Origin of the sequence: Pseudomonas sp. B7, assembly GCF_016735645.1 — a bacterium.
GTDB lineage: Bacteria > Pseudomonadota > Gammaproteobacteria > Pseudomonadales > Pseudomonadaceae > Aquipseudomonas > Aquipseudomonas glycinae.
Window position 1 is genome coordinate 300,786 of sequence record NZ_JAERRE010000007.1, and the last position, 15,319, is coordinate 316,104.

The 15,319-nt window shown below is 58.6% G+C and carries 18 protein-coding genes and 1 other RNA gene; 6 read left to right on the plus strand and 13 right to left on the minus strand.

What is annotated here, in order from left to right:
* Positions 1-58 precede the first annotated feature (58 nt).
* Positions 59-727 carry a gamma-glutamylcyclotransferase gene (locus JKA62_RS17830; protein ID WP_011336482.1) on the plus strand — a complete coding sequence of 223 codons (669 nt, stop codon included), beginning with the start codon at positions 59-61 and terminating at the stop codon, positions 725-727.
* On the opposite strand, the gene glpT is transcribed toward JKA62_RS17830, so the two are convergent.
* The gene (glpT, locus tag JKA62_RS17835) at positions 703-2,052 is read right to left on the minus strand and encodes a glycerol-3-phosphate transporter (RefSeq protein ID WP_011336481.1); all 1,350 of its coding nucleotides are present in this window, start codon (positions 2,050-2,052) and stop codon (positions 703-705) included. The genes JKA62_RS17830 and glpT overlap by 25 nt on opposite strands.
* 222 nt (positions 2,053-2,274) lie before the next feature.
* On the opposite strand from glpT, the gene JKA62_RS17840 reads away from it, so the two are divergent.
* Both JKA62_RS17840 and JKA62_RS17845 read left to right on the plus strand, forming a co-directional pair.
* The gene (locus JKA62_RS17840; protein ID WP_201818845.1) at positions 2,275-2,592 is read left to right on the plus strand and encodes a hypothetical protein; all 318 of its coding nucleotides are present in this window, start codon (positions 2,275-2,277) and stop codon (positions 2,590-2,592) included.
* 64 nt (positions 2,593-2,656) lie between these two features.
* Complete coding sequence (locus JKA62_RS17845; RefSeq protein WP_041475457.1) at positions 2,657-3,271, plus strand: energy transducer TonB; 615 nt, start codon at positions 2,657-2,659, stop codon at positions 3,269-3,271.
* A gap of 50 nt (positions 3,272-3,321) precedes the next feature.
* On the opposite strand, the gene JKA62_RS17850 is transcribed toward JKA62_RS17845, so the two are convergent.
* The 4 genes from JKA62_RS17850 to JKA62_RS17865 form a co-directional block, all read right to left on the minus strand.
* Complete coding sequence (locus tag JKA62_RS17850; RefSeq protein ID WP_011336728.1) at positions 3,322-3,597, minus strand: bacteriocin immunity protein; 276 nt, start codon at positions 3,595-3,597, stop codon at positions 3,322-3,324.
* Complete coding sequence (locus tag JKA62_RS17855; RefSeq protein ID WP_050761175.1) at positions 3,594-4,463, minus strand: S-type pyocin domain-containing protein; 870 nt, start codon at positions 4,461-4,463, stop codon at positions 3,594-3,596. The genes JKA62_RS17850 and JKA62_RS17855 overlap by 4 nt, the downstream gene beginning before the upstream one ends.
* Positions 4,354-5,706 carry a hypothetical protein gene (locus JKA62_RS17860; protein WP_201818846.1) on the minus strand — a complete coding sequence of 451 codons (1,353 nt, stop codon included), beginning with the start codon at positions 5,704-5,706 and terminating at the stop codon, positions 4,354-4,356. Before JKA62_RS17860 ends, JKA62_RS17855 begins: the two co-directional genes overlap by 110 nt.
* 167 nt (positions 5,707-5,873) lie before the next feature.
* Positions 5,874-6,851 carry an NADPH:quinone oxidoreductase family protein gene (locus JKA62_RS17865; RefSeq protein WP_011336478.1) on the minus strand — a complete coding sequence of 326 codons (978 nt, stop codon included), beginning with the start codon at positions 6,849-6,851 and terminating at the stop codon, positions 5,874-5,876.
* Between the two features lie 150 nt (positions 6,852-7,001).
* On the opposite strand from JKA62_RS17865, the gene JKA62_RS17870 reads away from it, so the two are divergent.
* Positions 7,002-7,409, plus strand: a complete 408-nt coding sequence (locus JKA62_RS17870; protein WP_007951814.1) for a flagellar basal body-associated protein FliL — start codon at positions 7,002-7,004, stop codon at positions 7,407-7,409.
* A 16-nt stretch (positions 7,410-7,425) separates the two neighbouring features.
* Here JKA62_RS17870 and JKA62_RS17875 read toward each other — a convergent pair whose 3' ends face one another.
* The 4 genes from JKA62_RS17875 to JKA62_RS17890 all read right to left on the minus strand — a co-directional run bounded on the left by JKA62_RS17875 (position 7,426) and on the right by JKA62_RS17890 (position 12,799).
* Positions 7,426-8,544, minus strand: coding sequence for an ABC transporter permease (locus JKA62_RS17875; RefSeq protein WP_064379942.1), 1,119 nt, complete (start codon positions 8,542-8,544; stop codon positions 7,426-7,428).
* Positions 8,544-11,264, minus strand: a complete 2,721-nt coding sequence (rbbA, locus tag JKA62_RS17880) for a ribosome-associated ATPase/putative transporter RbbA (protein WP_011336475.1) — start codon at positions 11,262-11,264, stop codon at positions 8,544-8,546. The genes JKA62_RS17875 and rbbA overlap by 1 nt, the downstream gene beginning before the upstream one ends.
* A complete protein-coding gene (locus tag JKA62_RS17885; RefSeq protein WP_011336474.1) occupies positions 11,261-12,226 on the minus strand; it encodes an HlyD family secretion protein in 966 nt (321 codons plus the stop codon). Before JKA62_RS17885 ends, rbbA begins: the two co-directional genes overlap by 4 nt.
* Positions 12,227-12,349: 123 nt before the next feature.
* Complete coding sequence (locus JKA62_RS17890; protein WP_201818847.1) at positions 12,350-12,799, minus strand: EVE domain-containing protein; 450 nt, start codon at positions 12,797-12,799, stop codon at positions 12,350-12,352.
* A gap of 197 nt (positions 12,800-12,996) precedes the next feature.
* Here JKA62_RS17890 and JKA62_RS17895 point away from each other — a divergent pair, with 197 nt between their 5' ends.
* Positions 12,997-13,152: a hypothetical protein gene (locus JKA62_RS17895; protein WP_007911192.1), complete on the plus strand. Its 156-nt coding sequence runs from the start codon at positions 12,997-12,999 to the stop codon at positions 13,150-13,152.
* A gap of 35 nt (positions 13,153-13,187) precedes the next feature.
* On the opposite strand, the gene JKA62_RS17900 is transcribed toward JKA62_RS17895, so the two are convergent.
* The 4 genes from JKA62_RS17900 to JKA62_RS17915 all read right to left on the minus strand — a co-directional run bounded on the left by JKA62_RS17900 (position 13,188) and on the right by JKA62_RS17915 (position 14,606).
* A complete protein-coding gene (locus JKA62_RS17900; RefSeq protein ID WP_201818848.1) occupies positions 13,188-13,793 on the minus strand; it encodes a 5-formyltetrahydrofolate cyclo-ligase in 606 nt (201 codons plus the stop codon).
* A gap of 80 nt (positions 13,794-13,873) precedes the next feature.
* Positions 13,874-14,052, minus strand: a non-coding RNA gene (ssrS, locus tag JKA62_RS17905) — 6S RNA.
* A 30-nt stretch (positions 14,053-14,082) separates the two neighbouring features.
* The gene (locus JKA62_RS17910) at positions 14,083-14,400 is read right to left on the minus strand and encodes a cell division protein ZapA (RefSeq protein ID WP_007951811.1); all 318 of its coding nucleotides are present in this window, start codon (positions 14,398-14,400) and stop codon (positions 14,083-14,085) included.
* The gene (locus tag JKA62_RS17915) at positions 14,397-14,606 is read right to left on the minus strand and encodes a TIGR02449 family protein (RefSeq protein WP_007940359.1); all 210 of its coding nucleotides are present in this window, start codon (positions 14,604-14,606) and stop codon (positions 14,397-14,399) included. Before JKA62_RS17915 ends, JKA62_RS17910 begins: the two co-directional genes overlap by 4 nt.
* 125 nt (positions 14,607-14,731) lie before the next feature.
* Between JKA62_RS17915 and JKA62_RS17920 the strand changes: the two genes are divergently transcribed.
* The gene (locus JKA62_RS17920) at positions 14,732-15,292 is read left to right on the plus strand and encodes a YecA/YgfB family protein (protein WP_007951810.1); all 561 of its coding nucleotides are present in this window, start codon (positions 14,732-14,734) and stop codon (positions 15,290-15,292) included.
* The last annotated feature ends 27 nt before the right edge of the window (positions 15,293-15,319 follow it).

Sequence of the window (15,319 nt, forward strand, 5' to 3'; positions counted from 1 at the left end):
ACAGCGGTGCGTTCTATTAAGTAATTCTTCACCCGCGGGGAGCTGAACGCTATTCGCCATGAGCGCCATTGAAAACGCTTTTCTGAACCTGGCTTACCCTCCGCGGCTCGATCTTGGGCCGCAGCTGACGCACGAACAACTTCTCGCTTCCATGCAATCGACCATGGCACGCCACAAGGGCGGGCCGGTGTGGCTGTTCGCCTACGGTTCGCTGATCTGGCGGCCGGAATGCACAGCCGTCGAGCGGGTGCGTGGGCGCGTGCATGGCTATCACCGTGGCTTGTACTTGTGGTCTCACGAGCATCGCGGCACGCCGGAAATGCCGGGTCTGGTCTTTGGTCTGGACCGTGGCGGTTCGTGCAGCGGCTTCGCCTATCGGTTGCCGGAAGAGAACCTGGACCGCGCGCTGTATGCATTGTGGAAACGCGAAATGCCGTTCCCGTCCTATCGGCCACACTGGCTCAACTGCCGACTCGAAGATGGCAGCCAGGTTCAGGCCTTGGGATTCGTATTGGAGCGACACCTGCCCAGCTATGCCGGCAACTTGCCGGATCATGTGCTGAGCCAGGTGTTCGAAAGCGCTTGCGGACGTTACGGCACTACTCGCGATTATGTCGAGCAGACCGCTCACGCCCTGCGCAGCCACGCCATGCCAGACCGGAATCTGGAGGCGCGGCTCAAGCGCTGTAAGTCAAAGGCCGATCAGGCGACCGCTTCACGGCTCTGACTGGCGACTTGCTTGTGCCACAGGGTCGGGGCCAGGAAGGCCATCGACAGCAGGCAAGCGCCCACCAGCAGCACGAAACCACCATCCCAGCCGAAATGGTCCACGGTGTAGCCCATCGCTGCACTGGCCGCGACCGAACCACCCAGATACCCGAACAGACCGGTGAAGCCTGCGGCAGTGCCGGCGGCTTTCTTCGGCGCCAGTTCCAGCGCTTGCAGGCCGATCAGCATCACCGGGCCGTAGATCAGGAAGCCGATTGAGAACAGCGCGATCATGTCGATGGTCGGGTTGCCGGCCGGGTTCAGCCAGTACACCAGCGTCGCGACGGTCACCAGGGCCATGAACACCATGCCGGTCAGGCCACGGTTGCCACGGAAGATCTTGTCCGACATCCAGCCGCACAGCAGCGTGCCCGGAATCCCCGCCCATTCGTAGAAGAAATAGGCCCACGAGGTTTTATCCACGGTGAAACCCTTGGCTTCTTTCAGGTAGGTCGGCGCCCAGTCCAGCACGCCGTAACGCAGCAGGTAGACGAAGACGTTGGCCATGGCGATGTACCAGAGCATTTTGTTGCGCAGCACGTATTTGACGAAGATTTCCTTGGCGCTGAATTCGTCTTCGTGGCTGGCGTCGTAGCCTTCCGGGTAGTCGTTCTTGTACTTCTCGATCGGCGGCAGGCCGACCGATTGCGGGGTGTCACGCATGGTCACGAAAGCGAACACCGCTACTGCCAGAGCCACGGCGGCCGGGACGTAGAACGCTGCGTGCCAGTCGTTGAACAGGCCCATGCCGATCAGGAACAGCGGGCCGATCAGACCGCCACCGACGTTATGCGCCACGTTCCACACCGACACCACGCCGCCACGTTCCTTCTGCGACCACCAGTGCACCATCGTGCGTCCGCTCGGCGGCCAGCCCATGCCCTGGGCCCAACCGTTGATGAACAGCAGGATGAACATCATGGTCACGCTGGAGGTTGCCCAAGGCGCGAAACCGAAAATGAACATCACCCCGGCCGATACCAGCAGGCCGAACGGCAGGAAGTAACGCGGGTTGGAGCGGTCGGAAACCAGGCCCATGAGGAACTTGGACAGACCGTAGGCGATGGCGATGGCCGACATTGCCAGGCCCAGATCGCCACGGCTGTAGCCTTCGTCGATCAGGTACGGCATGGCCAGCGAGAAGTTCTTGCGCAGCAGGTAGTAACCCGCGTAACCAAAGAAGATGCCGGCGAAGATCTGCCAACGCAGGCGTCGGTAGGTGCTGTCGATTTTTTCTTCAGGCAATGGAGCCTGATGTGCGGCAGGACGAAAGAAAGCAAACATTCAAGAGCTCCAGATTTCTTGTTTTGACTGCGGATGCGAATGTTACAGTTTCGTTACCGAAAATAGCACCGCTTACCATCGGCAAAACAGTGGAAAATGTTGGAAGTCGCACGTTCTTTTACGAACCTGTCGCTCTGCTGTAAGAACAGGGCGTTTTCACTACTTGTGAAGGTGGGCTGGCTTAGACTCGCGATCCGTCGACCGATCGATCAGCAGAGATGAATGATGGCTTTGAAGGTTCGCATGCTCATGCGTCGATTATTGGCGGCGGCGGTTATCGCCGTTGCGGTGCTGGGATTGATTTACGCCGATCACCCGGCCCAGTCCGGTTTGCGTAATGCCACGGTGCTGATCATCCGTCATGCGGGAAAACCGCAAGTTCAGGAGCGCTTGTTGCTGGGAAATGCCGGGACGGCAGCCAGAGAGAGTGGTCTGTCAGAAAAATTACCTGCGAACGTTTACGCAGCGTTTTCGATCAATTTCCCGTCGCAGCTTAGGCAATGTCCTGCATCCAAAGCAGAAGCTGCGCCATTCAGTTGAAAGCCATTGCTCCGTAGTCTTTGTGCTGTTGCCGGTTCGGCATTTCAGCTTGAAGGGGTGGGTCATGCGGTGGTTTTTTGCTCTGGTTCTACTGGCGTTGATGGGGATTGCAGGAGCAGCAGAGGTGGTGTTGATCCCCGATAATAATCCGGGTCCGGTTTATCCTCGCGAACTTGCCAAGGCGGGGGTCATGGGTGAGGTTCGTGTGCGTTTCACCGCCAATGCAGATGGCTCGGTGAGTGACATCGCTATTCTGGAAAGTGAGCATCCTGATTTTTCCGCAGCGGTCACTGATGCCCTGCGGCAATGGCGATTCAGGTCATGGACGGTAGAGGCGGGCAAACCCGCAGAAATGGAAGTCATCGCCCCCATGTTTTTTCGACTGGATATTGACTCTCCGATTCATGCAAACCAATGGCTGCGCAGAGTGCGATGTGTCGATCTCCACCAATACGCCATTCGCCGTCCGGTTTCTTCCTGGGTTCACTTGCCGGTCTTTCATTACACGCGGGCGTATTTATCCAGCGTGGTTTATACAAGTCAGCTTTCGAACGAACGTCGACTGGGCTTGATTGCCAAGCTCAATGAGCGTGCCCGCTACATTATTGATCGCTGTGGAAAAAGCCCGAATAGTCGGTATGTGAATTTGTTGCCGGAGGATATTCGCGAATTGCTTTAGTAAAAAGCCAGACAGTGTCGCTGTAGGTGTGACACTGTCTGATTTATGAATTATTCAGCCTTGAATCCGGGCTTGCCGTTTGCCTGGCGCCATTTTTTGATTTCTTCTACTACTCCAGCGGCACTGTCCTCACGGTCGGGTGTCGGTCGGAAAATTACCGCGCGCTTTCTCGGGTGCTCGGTTATTTTCTCAAAATGAAGTGCGAGATTACTTGTGTATGCGCTTAGTGCGTCGCCGGTCAGGCTGTTTGTATTCTCGAAAAACTCCGTTACGAAAAGCAGAAATTCAGTTTCGGTATAATCTTCGATTTTGTCTTTTAATTTCATGGTTCTATACCATTCTTGTGTAGTTCTATATGTGCGCGAGGGGTGATTATGGTTAAGTTGTCAATATTGTAAACTTCGCCACCATCTTTGATGTGATGTATATGGTGGATTTCGTATTTGTCCCTTCGGCCAACAGAGTCTACCTCGTCCGTGCTAGGAGCTGCTCCATTCGTTAATAACTTTAGGTCAGCCTTACCGAACTGTTTTGAAAGTTCCGAGTCAGCAGCGACTGCACGCCAGAACCCTTCCCTGAATCTGTCGAAATTCCTGAAGTCCTTACCACGCAACTTATCTGCGATCTGCGCGGGAATCGGGGCGCCACCTGATTCTGCCGCGCTACCCAACCAATTACCCCCGACCTCCTTACCCCTGCCGATTACCGTACCCGGTTCGTTACGCGGGCCGCCGCGGGTGGCCATCATGTAGATGGATTCGATTCCCGACTCGATGGGAAACGTCAGGATGTAGTCATCAGGGTCGTCTATTTCACAGGCAGGGTGCTCGTCTAGCCGGCCTTCAATCTGGGTAACGCGGGCTCCGGAATAAATTCTGGTTCCAGAGTCGGTTGCGGGCAATTCAGTGGTGGCGGGAATGTCGTCTCCAGGAGGCGTCTTGGGCGTCCAGGTCAACGTGATTGGGAACAAACCCTCGGTCGTGAAGGTGTAGAGATTGTCCGAGCGATTAAACTTTGCTTGCCTGACTCTGACCGTTTGACCTGGATCGGCTGAGCGTAAATAGAGCTGCGTGTGCTCTCTCTTAACCGACGATACTGCGCGGGCAGGGAGCCAGTTGGCCTCGGCCGGTCCAGGAAGTGCTACACGCCCATCGTTCTGGGCGAGTTGTGATAAAGGGATCGTAAGAATCAACGGGTTGCGCTGCAGTTCGCCATTGCCGAGTGTCGGCGTATAAAAAAACTGAAGCTAGAAACGTACTGACTGGCCCAGCGGAAATTGCCCCGCGTAGGGCGCCGAGGGTGTCGAGCGCCTTGCCTAAGGTGAAAGGCGAGCCTTCAAGTCCCGTAATTAGTCCGTCAGAGCTGATTACCAAGGGGTAAACAGATGTAACAGTACCGTCAACAGTAGGCAGTTTTATCCTTGTGCTGTTTTTTATCTGTCCTGTTAGCTCACTGATTTCTTTTTGTGAGTCCCTAATCGTTTTCCAGCGTCTTTTCCGTCTTTGAAAATTGTAGAAATTTTTGAATGCGCGCTCGGCTTTTGATGCTTCGACATGCGCGGCATACAGCTTTTGATGGGTTTCCTTTAATCGTTGAAGTTTTTCACTTGAGGCTTCTGGCCGATTTACCGTCAGCTGCTTAAGCACTGCATCGAACCGGTCTGCAGCTTCAGAAGCGGCCCTTTGTGCTCTCTGTTCTTCAATCTGCTTCTCCGCTTCGCGTTGCCTGGCTTGCTCCTGTGCTGCGTGTTCGGCAGCAGCACGCGCTGCCTCTGCTCTTGCCGCTTGTTCAGCAGCCGCTCGTGCCGCTGTGGCCTGTTGAACTGCCGCTTGGTGTGCCGCATGTTGTCGAGCCAGCGCAGCCGCGTGAGCAGCGTCAAGCTGTTGAAAACGGTGTGTGAGAATGCGGATAGACTCGGTATACAGCCAGACCGAATAGCCCGCCATATATGATTTTTTCCACTGCCGATGGACTTCTCCAGGCGCCCTCTCATTTCCGATTAAGTGGGTATTGAAAGTATTTATATACTCCTGCGTTGACTTGTGGTGGGGATCACTGCCATAGAAGCTGTTGGCCTGAATCAGGCTACGTTGCCGGCTCTCGTTTTTTAGCTGAATCATCCGAGCTATGGTGTTTTTTTCACGTTCAATAGTGGGGAGGTCAGATGGCAGGCTGGATTCGGTGCTCGTCACTCCATTGTTGATAAGCTCGGAGTTGATTGCGGCTGGTGTTTCAAGAAGTTTTTGACGATATTCACCATCTAACGTATTTCGAACGCTAAGTGTTTGCTGTGCGGTTGCAGCATTTAATCTATATCCCGGCCTCGGGCCACCATAGCCACCACCTTCCAAGCCTTTAAAGTCTTGCTCTTTGTCAGAAATGACGATTGGTGTGTGTATCGTTAGTTTGCCAGGTGTCCAGTCTTGATTGCTCATACAGTTACTCCTTGTGTCTGTATGGCAGAAAACTATCGTGGTTTTTTACAAAGATTGCGGTACATATCTACCGCCAAGTCGTTGAATAAATGTGTGGCTACTTTCCATTGATATAAAAAAGGCCAGAACCGCTAGTTCCGCGATTCTGGCCTTGGGAGAGTTCAGGCTCAGCGCACTTGCACCACGACTTTTCCGACAGCCTTGCGCTGCCCGAGATCATTGATCGCCTGCGCGGCATTGCCCAGCGGATACACCTGTGACACCAGCGGCTTCAGCTTGCCCTCAGCGAACCAGCCGAACAGTTGCTGGAAGTTCGCCGCGTTGTCCTGTGGCTGGCGTTGGGCGAAGGAGCCCCAGAACACGCCGAGTACCGCCGCGCCCTTGAGCAGAGCGAGGTTGACCGGCAGTTCGGGAATGCGTCCGCTGGCGAAACCGACTACCAGCAGGCGGCCGTTCCAGGCGATGGCGCGGATGGCCTGGTCGAACAGGTCGCCGCCGACCGGGTCGTAGATCACGTCGGCGCCCTGGCCGTCGGTCAGGCGCTTGATTTCGTCCTTGAGGCTGGTTTCGCTGTAGTTGATCAGTTCGTCGGCACCGGCAGCCTTGGCCACGGCAAGTTTTTCCGCGCTGCTGGCGGCGGCAATCACCCGGGCGCCCATGGCTTTGCCGATTTCCACGGCGGCCAGGCCAACACCACCGGAAGCACCAAGCACCAACAGGGTTTCGCCCGGTTGCAGGTTGCCGCGCTGCTTGAGGGCGTGCATCGACGTGCCGTAGGTCATGCTGAACGCGGCGGCGGTGTTGAAATCCATCGAGGGCGGGATTGGCAGCACGTTATAGCCCGGCACTGCGACCTGCTCGGCGAAGCTGCCCCAGCCGGTCAGGGCCATGACCCGGTCGCCGACTTTCAGGTGACTGACCTTTTCACCCACTTCGCTGACCACGCCGGCGGCCTCGCCACCGGGCGAGAACGGGAAGGGCGGCTTGAACTGGTATTTGCCCTCGATGATCAGCGTGTCCGGGAAGTTGACCCCGGCGGCGTGCACGTCCAGCAGGATTTCGTTCTTCTTGGCGACAGGACTGGCGACGTCTTCCAGCACCAGCGATTCGGCAGGGCCGAAGGCTTTGCACAGCACGGCTTTCATCAGGGCTATTCCTTTGGGAGTGATGGCCGATAAGTGTAGGTGTGGCAGTCAACGGGTCAACGAGCATGCCCGGCCCTGATAGTCCGCCATAAGCTTGTGCTTGCGCGGCGGGTCGTTATGCTAGGCCGCAAACCGGATAAGGAGCGAATTGTGAAAGCGTGGATCATGTTGTTGCTGGCCCTGTCTCTGCCTGTGGCAGCGCTGGCCGAAGAAGCCAAAGAGGGCGAGGCGCCGAAGGTCAACTACATCACCCTGAGCCCGCCGTTCGTGGGCAACTACGGGCTGGATGGCACTCCGAAGCTCAAGGTCTACAAGGCCGACGTGGCACTGCGGGTGACCGGCGAAGAGGCGACCAAACTGGTCAAGGCCAACGAGCCGCTGATCCGTAATCAACTGGTGGCGCTGTTCACTCAGCAGACCACCGATGCGATGGGCAGCATCGAGGGCAAGGAAAAACTGCGTCAGGAAGCCTTGAAGCAGACCCAGCAAGTGATGAATGACGAGACCGGCAAGCCGGTGGTCGAGGATCTGTTGTTCAACAACCTGATCATTCAGTAAACGTCGTCGCGGTTGTTCACGACGCCAGGCTCTTGCGAAACCGTGCCAGGGCGATGAAAAAGAACAGTAAACCGATCACGACCAGCGCCAGCAAATCAGGCCACACTACGCTCAGTCCGGCGTCGCGAAACAGGATCGCGGTGCCGAGGCTGACGAAGTGGGTGGACGGTGACCCTTGCATGACCCATTGCAACCACTGCGGCATGCTGTCCAGCGGTGTGCTGCCGCCCGACAACAGCAGCATCGGGATAATCACCGGGATGGCCAGCAGGCCGAACTGCGGTGTCGAACGCGCCAGCGTTGCCAGGAAGATACCCAGCGCGGTGCTGGCGAACAGATAAACGGCCGTGACCAGCAAAAACAGGCTCAATGAGCCGGATAAAGGTACGCCCAACGCTCCTTTGACAATCACTTCCAGTGACAGCCAGGTGCATAGCACCACCACCAGCAGATTGCTCCAGACTTTCGCCAGCATGATTTCCAGTGCGGTCAGCGGCAGCACCAGCAAATGATCCAGGGTGCCGTGTTCGCGCTCGCGCAGGAGCGCGGTGCCGGTCAGAATGATCGCCAGAATGGTGATGTTGTTGACGATCTGAATCACGGCCAGAAACCAGCCGCCCTCAAGATTGGTATTGAACAGGGCTCGAGTCGTCAGTTGTACCGCAGACCCGGTCTGCACATCACCCTGGCCTGAATATGCCAATAATTCACGCTGAAATATTCGGCTGATGTAGCCGGCGCCCATGAACGCCTGGCTCATGGCGGTGGCGTCGACGTTGACTTGCAGGGCTGGCTGGCGACCCGCGAGCAGGTCGGTCTGAAAACCGGCGGGGATGTTGATGACGAACGTGTATCGGCCGCTGTCCATGACTTCATCCAGTTGCTCGTAGGGCAGCGTTACCGGCGTCTGGAATTCCGGAGGCTGCAGCGCCTCGGCCAATTGGCGCGAAAGGGCGCTGTGATCCTCGTCGACAATCGCCACGCTGGCGTTATGCACGCCGATCACTGAACCGGCGGCTGGCATATAGATGGCCACGGTGAAGGCGTAGAACAGGAACAGCAGTAACACGCTGTCATGGCGCAGGCTCGTCAGTTCCTTGAGACCCAATCGCAGGATGTGTACGAGTTTGTGCATCAGGCCTCCTGCTTCTTCAGCATGATCAGGCTCAAGCCGGTGAACCCGATAAAAAAGCCGCCCAGCGCCAGACATTGTGGCCAGAGTTGACGCAGGTCCAGAGCTTTGGTGAACGTTCCTACGGCGATGTCGAGGAAGTGACCGGCCGGAAACAGCAAGCCCATCACGGCGGCGGCTCCTTCCAGCGAAGAACGCGGCACGATCAGACCCGAGAACTGGATGGTCGGCAGGCTGGTGATGATCATGGTGCCGAGGATCGCCGCGATCTGCGTTCGGGTGAACGCTGAAATCAGCAGGCCCATGCTGGTAGTGGCCAGTACATACAGCAGCCCGCCGAACGCAAGGGTCGGCAGGCTGCCCTTGAAGGGCACGCCGAACAGCCAGCGATTCATCGCCACGAGCACGGCGAGGTTGACCAGGCTGACCAGCAGATAGGGTAGTTGTTTGCCCAGCAGAAATTCGAGGCGGGTCAGGGGCGTGGCGTAGAAATTGGTGATCGAGCCCAGCTCTTTCTCGCGCACGATGCCGAGCGCAGTCAGCATCGCCGGAATGAAGGCCAGAATCAGCGCCATCACGCCGGGGCCGATGGCATTGACGCTGACCACATCCTGGTTATAGCGAAAGCGGGTCTGCAGCGTGGCTGGGGCTGACAGGGTCAATGCCGGGCTGCTTTGTTCGGCAAGTTGCTCAAGATTGGCCAGATGGACGGCCTCGACGTAGTTGCGACTGGTCTCGGCGCGAAAGGGCATGCCGCCATCCAGCCACGCCGCGACTTCCGGCCGATGTCCGGCGTACAGGTCGCGGCCGAATCCGGGCGGGATCTCCAGCGCCAGTTTGATTTCCGAACGTTGCAGCCGGCGGTGCAGAGCCTGTGCATCTTCGATGGGCGGCTGTTCGGCGAAATAGCGGGAGCCGCGGAAGGCCTCCAGATAGGCGCGGCTTTGTGGCGTTTGATCCTGGTCATACACGGCGAAGGCCAGGTTCTCTACATCCAGGGAAATCCCGAAGCCAAAAATCACCATCATGAAAATGGCACCCAGCAGTGCAAACGCCATGCGCACTTTGTCGCGGATCAGTTCTTTGCCTTCGCGGCGAGCCACTGCCGTCAGACGACCGAAACTGAAAACCCGCTCCCTGACGGAGCTGGCCGGCGCCTTCGGGGCCGGTGACGGCGCGGGAGGCGGGGCGGTTTCGGCACTACCCTGAGCCTGTTCAAGGCAGGTCACGAACGCCGCCTCCAGGGACTTGCCGCCAAACTGTTGTTGCAGTGCCGTCGGCGTGTCACAGGCCAGCACTTTGCCCGCGTGCATCAGGGAAATGCGGTCGCAACGCTGAGCTTCGTTCATGAAATGGGTGGAAAGGAAAATGGTCACGCCTTGATCACGGGACAGTTCGATCAACAGGCGCCAGAAATCGTCTCGCGCCGCGGGATCAACTCCAGAGGTCGGCTCATCCAGAATCAGCACTTCCGGGCTGTGCAAGACCGCGACCGCCAGTGACAGGCGCTGGCGTATTCCCAGAGGCAAGGCCCCGGACGATTGATTGGCGACACCGTGCAGATCGAAGCGTTGAATCAGCGCGTCGATGCGCTGGGCGCTCTCGGTTTTCGGCAAATCGAACAGGCGTGCGTGCAGTTCAAGGTTTTGCCGCACGCTGAGTTCGCCATACAGCGAAAAGCTCTGAGACATGAATCCGACCCGTTTGCGCGTGGCCAGATCCTTCGCATCCACCGGATTGCCCAGCAGCGTTGCGTTACCTTCGCTGGCGGGCATCAGTCCGGTCAGGACTTTCATTGTGGTGGTCTTGCCGCAGCCATTGGAGCCAAGGAAACCGAAAATCTCGCCTCGCCCGATGGCGAAGCTGACGCGATCCACAGCCGTAAAGTTGCCGAAACGCAACGTCAGGTCGTGAGCCTCGATGGCAATATCGGTGTTGCCGGTGTAAGGCGGGATGTGCAGCGGTTGAGTGGCGTGACGGCTTTCACCCTGAAAATGAGTGAAGGCGTCATCAAGCTTGCCGCTGGGCGTGACAGCAGCCAGTTCGCGGCTCAGACCGGTGGCGATCATCCGGCCGCCGTCGAGCATCAGGCAATGCTCGAATTGTTCAGCTTCCTCCATGTAGGCCGTGGCGACCAGCAGGGTCAGCTGCGGTCGTTGGCGCCGAACATCGTCGATCAATTCCCAGAACTTGCGGCGCGAGAGCGGATCGACGCCGGTGGTCGGCTCGTCGAGGATCAACAGATCCGGTTCGTGAATCAGTGCGCAACACAGTCCGAGTTTCTGTTTCATGCCACCGGAGAGTTTGCCGGCCGGTCGATCGGCGAACCTCAGCAGATCAGTGGCGAGCAACAGGTTGTGCAGGCGCTGCGCGCTTTCGTCGGCGGAGAGGCCGAACAAGGTGGCGAAAAAATGCACGTTCTCGCGGATCGACAGTTCCGGGTACAGGTTGCCGCCCAATCCCTGCGGCATGAAAGCGATACGCGCGTACAGCGTGTTGCGGTGGCTGCGATCCTGGATCGGACCGCCAAGCACTTCCAGTTGCCCTTGCTGGAGGGCTTTCACGCCCGCAATCAGCCCCAACAGACTGGATTTGCCCGCTCCGTCAGGGCCAATCAAGCCGCAGCGGGTACCGGCCGGCAGGCCGAACGCGATGCCATCCAGCGCTTGCCGCTCGCCATAGCGGTGAGTGATGGCGTTCGCGTGAACCGCGACGCTGTTCATTGCAGATGCGCCGGCCAGTCGATCGGCGCGGTGCGCACATAGCCCGTGCCGGGCATGCCGGGCTTGGCCTGGGGGACGTCGCCAGGTCGAGTCAGTCGCAGCTTGACGCGAAAGACCAGTTTTTGCCGCTCGTCGCGGGTTTCAACCTCTTTGGGTGTGAATTGCGATTTGGCCGCCACGAAACTGACTTTCGCCGGCAATGCCTGGTCGGGCAGGGCGTCGAGCAGGATCCGCGCTTCATCGCCGACCGCCAGACGCCCGGCGACGGAGGCCGGCAAGTAAAGATTCATGTATTGGTCGCCGGGATCGATCAGCAGCAGGACTCGGCCGCCGGCACCCAGCACTTCGCCGGGTTCGGCCATGCGCAGCTGGATCAGCCCGTCGATCGGCGCGCGCAGACGGCTGTCATCGATCTCGCTGGCCAGTTGCGCAACCTGGGCCTGGGCTGCACCGATGGCCGCGCTGACTGCAGCGACCTGTGCCCGGGCAGCAGTCACAGCAGCGCTAGCGGTGCCGATCCGTGATTGCAGTTGATCGATAACCTGCGCGCTGACAAAACCATGCTTGAACAACGACTGTGAGCGGCCAAGTTCTTGCTGGGCCAGCAGTTGCTCGCTCAGGCGCAACTGTACGTTGGCCTGGGCGGCGGCGAGGTTCTCGCGGGCGCGGATAACCTCGGCTTCGGCCTGATTGCGCTGGGCCTCGAGGGTTCGGGTGTCCATTCGAGCAAGCAGTTGCCCTTTGCTGACCTTGTCGCCTTCATCGACCAAGACCTCGGCAAGACGTCCCGGGGTCTTGCTGGCGATCTGCACTTGCGTGGCCTCGAGTCGCCCGTTTGCGCTGTGAAGCCCCTCGGGAAGGCGGTTGCTCATGGACTTCCAGTAGCCGAAGCCTCCGGCCGCCATCAACAACAGGATGAGGGCGCCGGCGTATAACAGAGAGGAGCGTCGGTACGTTGACATGAGGGCATCCTGCGGCTTGGGCGTTCAGTCTGACGGGTAAAGCGATGGCATCGCTTGATGTCTGTCAAATGATCGGCGACGCAGGCAGCGCTGAGTCATGTCAGCCGCAAGGGGCAACGCCTCTCAGCGCAAACCGAGTACTGCCGCCCACTGCTCGGCCGTCACCGGCATCACCGACAGTCGCGAGCCTCTCTGCACCAGCGGCATCTCGGCCAACGCGGTCTGCTGTTTCAGATAATCCAGCGTCAAGACCCGGCTGAAAGTTTCGACGTGGGCGACATCAATCGCGCTCCAGGGGTTTTTATCCGGGGTGGCTTTCGGGTCGTAGTAATGGCTTTGCGGTTCCAGTGCGGTGGGATCCGGGTACGCGGCTTCGATTATTTTGCCGATTCCGGCAATTCCCGGCTCCGGGCAGCTGGAGTGGTAGAAAAAGAATTCGTCCCCCACCGCCATGGCCCGCAGGAAATTGCGTGCCTGATAGTTGCGAACCCCGTCCCAGCGCGCCTTGCCGAGCTTTTCCAGGCCCTTGATCGAGAGCTCGTCGGGCTCGGATTTCATCAGCCAGTAGGCCATGGTGTGTGCTCCTCAAGCGGTCATTGGGCAGGTTGTCCGGCAATTTTATGACAAACCGACGGTCGGTTGACGTCAGCATTTGCGCAGAGGTTCACGTTGTCGCAAAATGCCGGCCTTTAAAGCTTGACGCTGCTGCACGGCCTACGAATGGAAACCGCTGCTGTCATCGTGATGATGTGCCTTGAGGGGGGCAATCGATGAAACGCAAACCGGATTTGCTGTGGACTTTGGTAATTTTGTTCGGTCTGGGCGTCGTGACCACCGGTTATGCGCAAAGTCTGTGGGCCAACAAGGCCGATGCACCGATTGAAGTAGCGCAACAAGTACAACAGTCGACAGCCTTCAAACGCTGACACTGCCTTTTCGACGCTGCTGATCCGCGCGGCGTCTATCCTGCGAAATACCACGCCTTGTCTGTCACCGTTCCCTGCAACGGTACATCCCAGCTCGCTTGCGCGAGACGTTCGACTTTCTGACATTCATGGGCCAGGCCCAGCAGCGTCGGCTTGCGCCAGTTCTGTCGTCGGGCCAGATACGCCAGGCTGCGATCGTAGAAACCGCCGCCCATACCCAGGCGTCCGCCGACATCGTCAAACCCCACCAGGGGCAACAACACCAGATCCAGCGCCCAGACCTTGCGCTGACGCGCCAGATTGGCGCGCGGTTCAAGAATGCGGAAACGGTTGGGTTTGAGTTTTTCGCCGGGGCGGATTTGCTGAAAGACCATTTTGGTCCGCGGCCAGGCACTGAGCACCGGCAGGTAGGTTTTCTTGCCCCGACGCTGGGCGGCGCGCAGCAACAGGCGCGGGTCGATTTCACCGTCGGTGGGCAGGTACAGGGAAATGTGTTTGGCCCGGCGAAAGTGCGGGTCTTGTGCCAGTTGCCTGTACAGGCCTTCGGCGGCCTGGCGTTGCTGACTCGGTGTCAGCGAGCGGCGGGCCTTGCGCAGCAGGCGGCGCAGTTGAGGACGGGGCAGCAGCGCGGGTTCGGTCATGGTTCGGCTTCGGCAGGGTGGGACGAAAACGTACGCATAAAAAATCCGATGCCGGCATGCACCGGCATCGGATTCGAATCAGGCTCCCCGGATGAGCCGCTGTCGACTTAGCCCTTGAACCCGAGAGTTCAAGGTGGAGGATGCAGTAGGCTTTAAGGCTTTCCGTCTGGCGGACATGCACACCAGCCCAACGTGCAACCCCCAGGGTAGTGCAAATCGGCTCAGGGACATCGTCAACTGGCAAGCACCCCAGGGAGTGCGGCGAGTATAACTCAAGCGGCCTGGCGAATCAGCCCTTGCTGATGTCCGGATCGTCGGCCAGCACCAGATCGACACGATCGAGCAAGTCACGCACCTGTTCACGGGTCGAGCCGCTGGCCTGGATGTCCGGGCGCTCTTCTTTGTGCAAGAGATCGTGGGTGATGTTCAGCGCGGCCATCACGGCGATGCGGTCGGCGCCGATGACTTTGCCGCTGCTGCGGATCTCGCGCATCTTGCCGTCCAGGTAGCGGGCGGCGCTGATCAGATTGCTGCGCTCTTCCTGGGGACAGATGATCGAATACTCTTTGTCGAGGATCTGCACGGTAACGCTATTGCTTGAACTCATGAGTCTTGCTCCAGGGCCTTGAGGCGCGAAATCATCGATTCGACCTTACGCCGGGCGATTTCGTTTTTTTCAATGAGGTGCGCGCGTTCCTCGCGCCAGGTCTTTTCCTGAGCAAGTAAGAGTGCATTTTGACTCTTTAGTTGCTCGACTCGGGTAATCAGCAGTTCGAGTCTGGCCATCAGCGCTTGCAGGTCGGTGTCTTCCATTGTGTCCACTGATTCGGTCTGATGGGTTTGGCTGGCGGACAGCCTTTAATGGTCTTGGCGAGTCTGTCGATGTAGGATACAAGGCCTTCATTCTAGACATAGCGCCGTCTGGCGCCTAGCTGCCCATGCCCATTCAGAATTCCCCGTACCAAGGCTTCGCCACCCTGCTGAACTCCAGCGGTCACTCCGTTTCGCCTGCCGAACTGCACGGCCTGTTGCTCGGTCGCAGTTGTGCCGGCGCCGGCTTCAATGCCGAAGAATGGCTGATCGATGCCGCCGAGCTGCTTGAAAGCGAGCCGCAGGACAACGTCCGCAACGCGCTGATCGGTCTGCAGGAGATGGTCAAGAGCGAACTCACTGGCGACGACGTCACCGTGGTTCTGCTGCTGCCGAACGATGACGCACCTCTGGCCGAACGCGCCGCCGCGCTGGGCGAATGGTGCCAGGGCTTCCTCACCGGTTTCGGCCTGAACTGCCGCGACAGCAGCATGCTGAGCACCGAAGCTACCGAAGTGTTGCAGGATTTGGCAGCGATCTCCCAGGTGCAAGACGCCCTGGAAGAATCCGAAGACGGCGAAAGCGATTACATGGAAGTCATGGAGTACCTGCGTGTCGCGCCGCTGCTGTTGTTCTCCGAAACCAAAAAGGCCGACGTGCCGCCAGCGGCCAAGCCGTCGCTGCACTGATCGCGTGCCAGGGAAAGCCATCTGCCC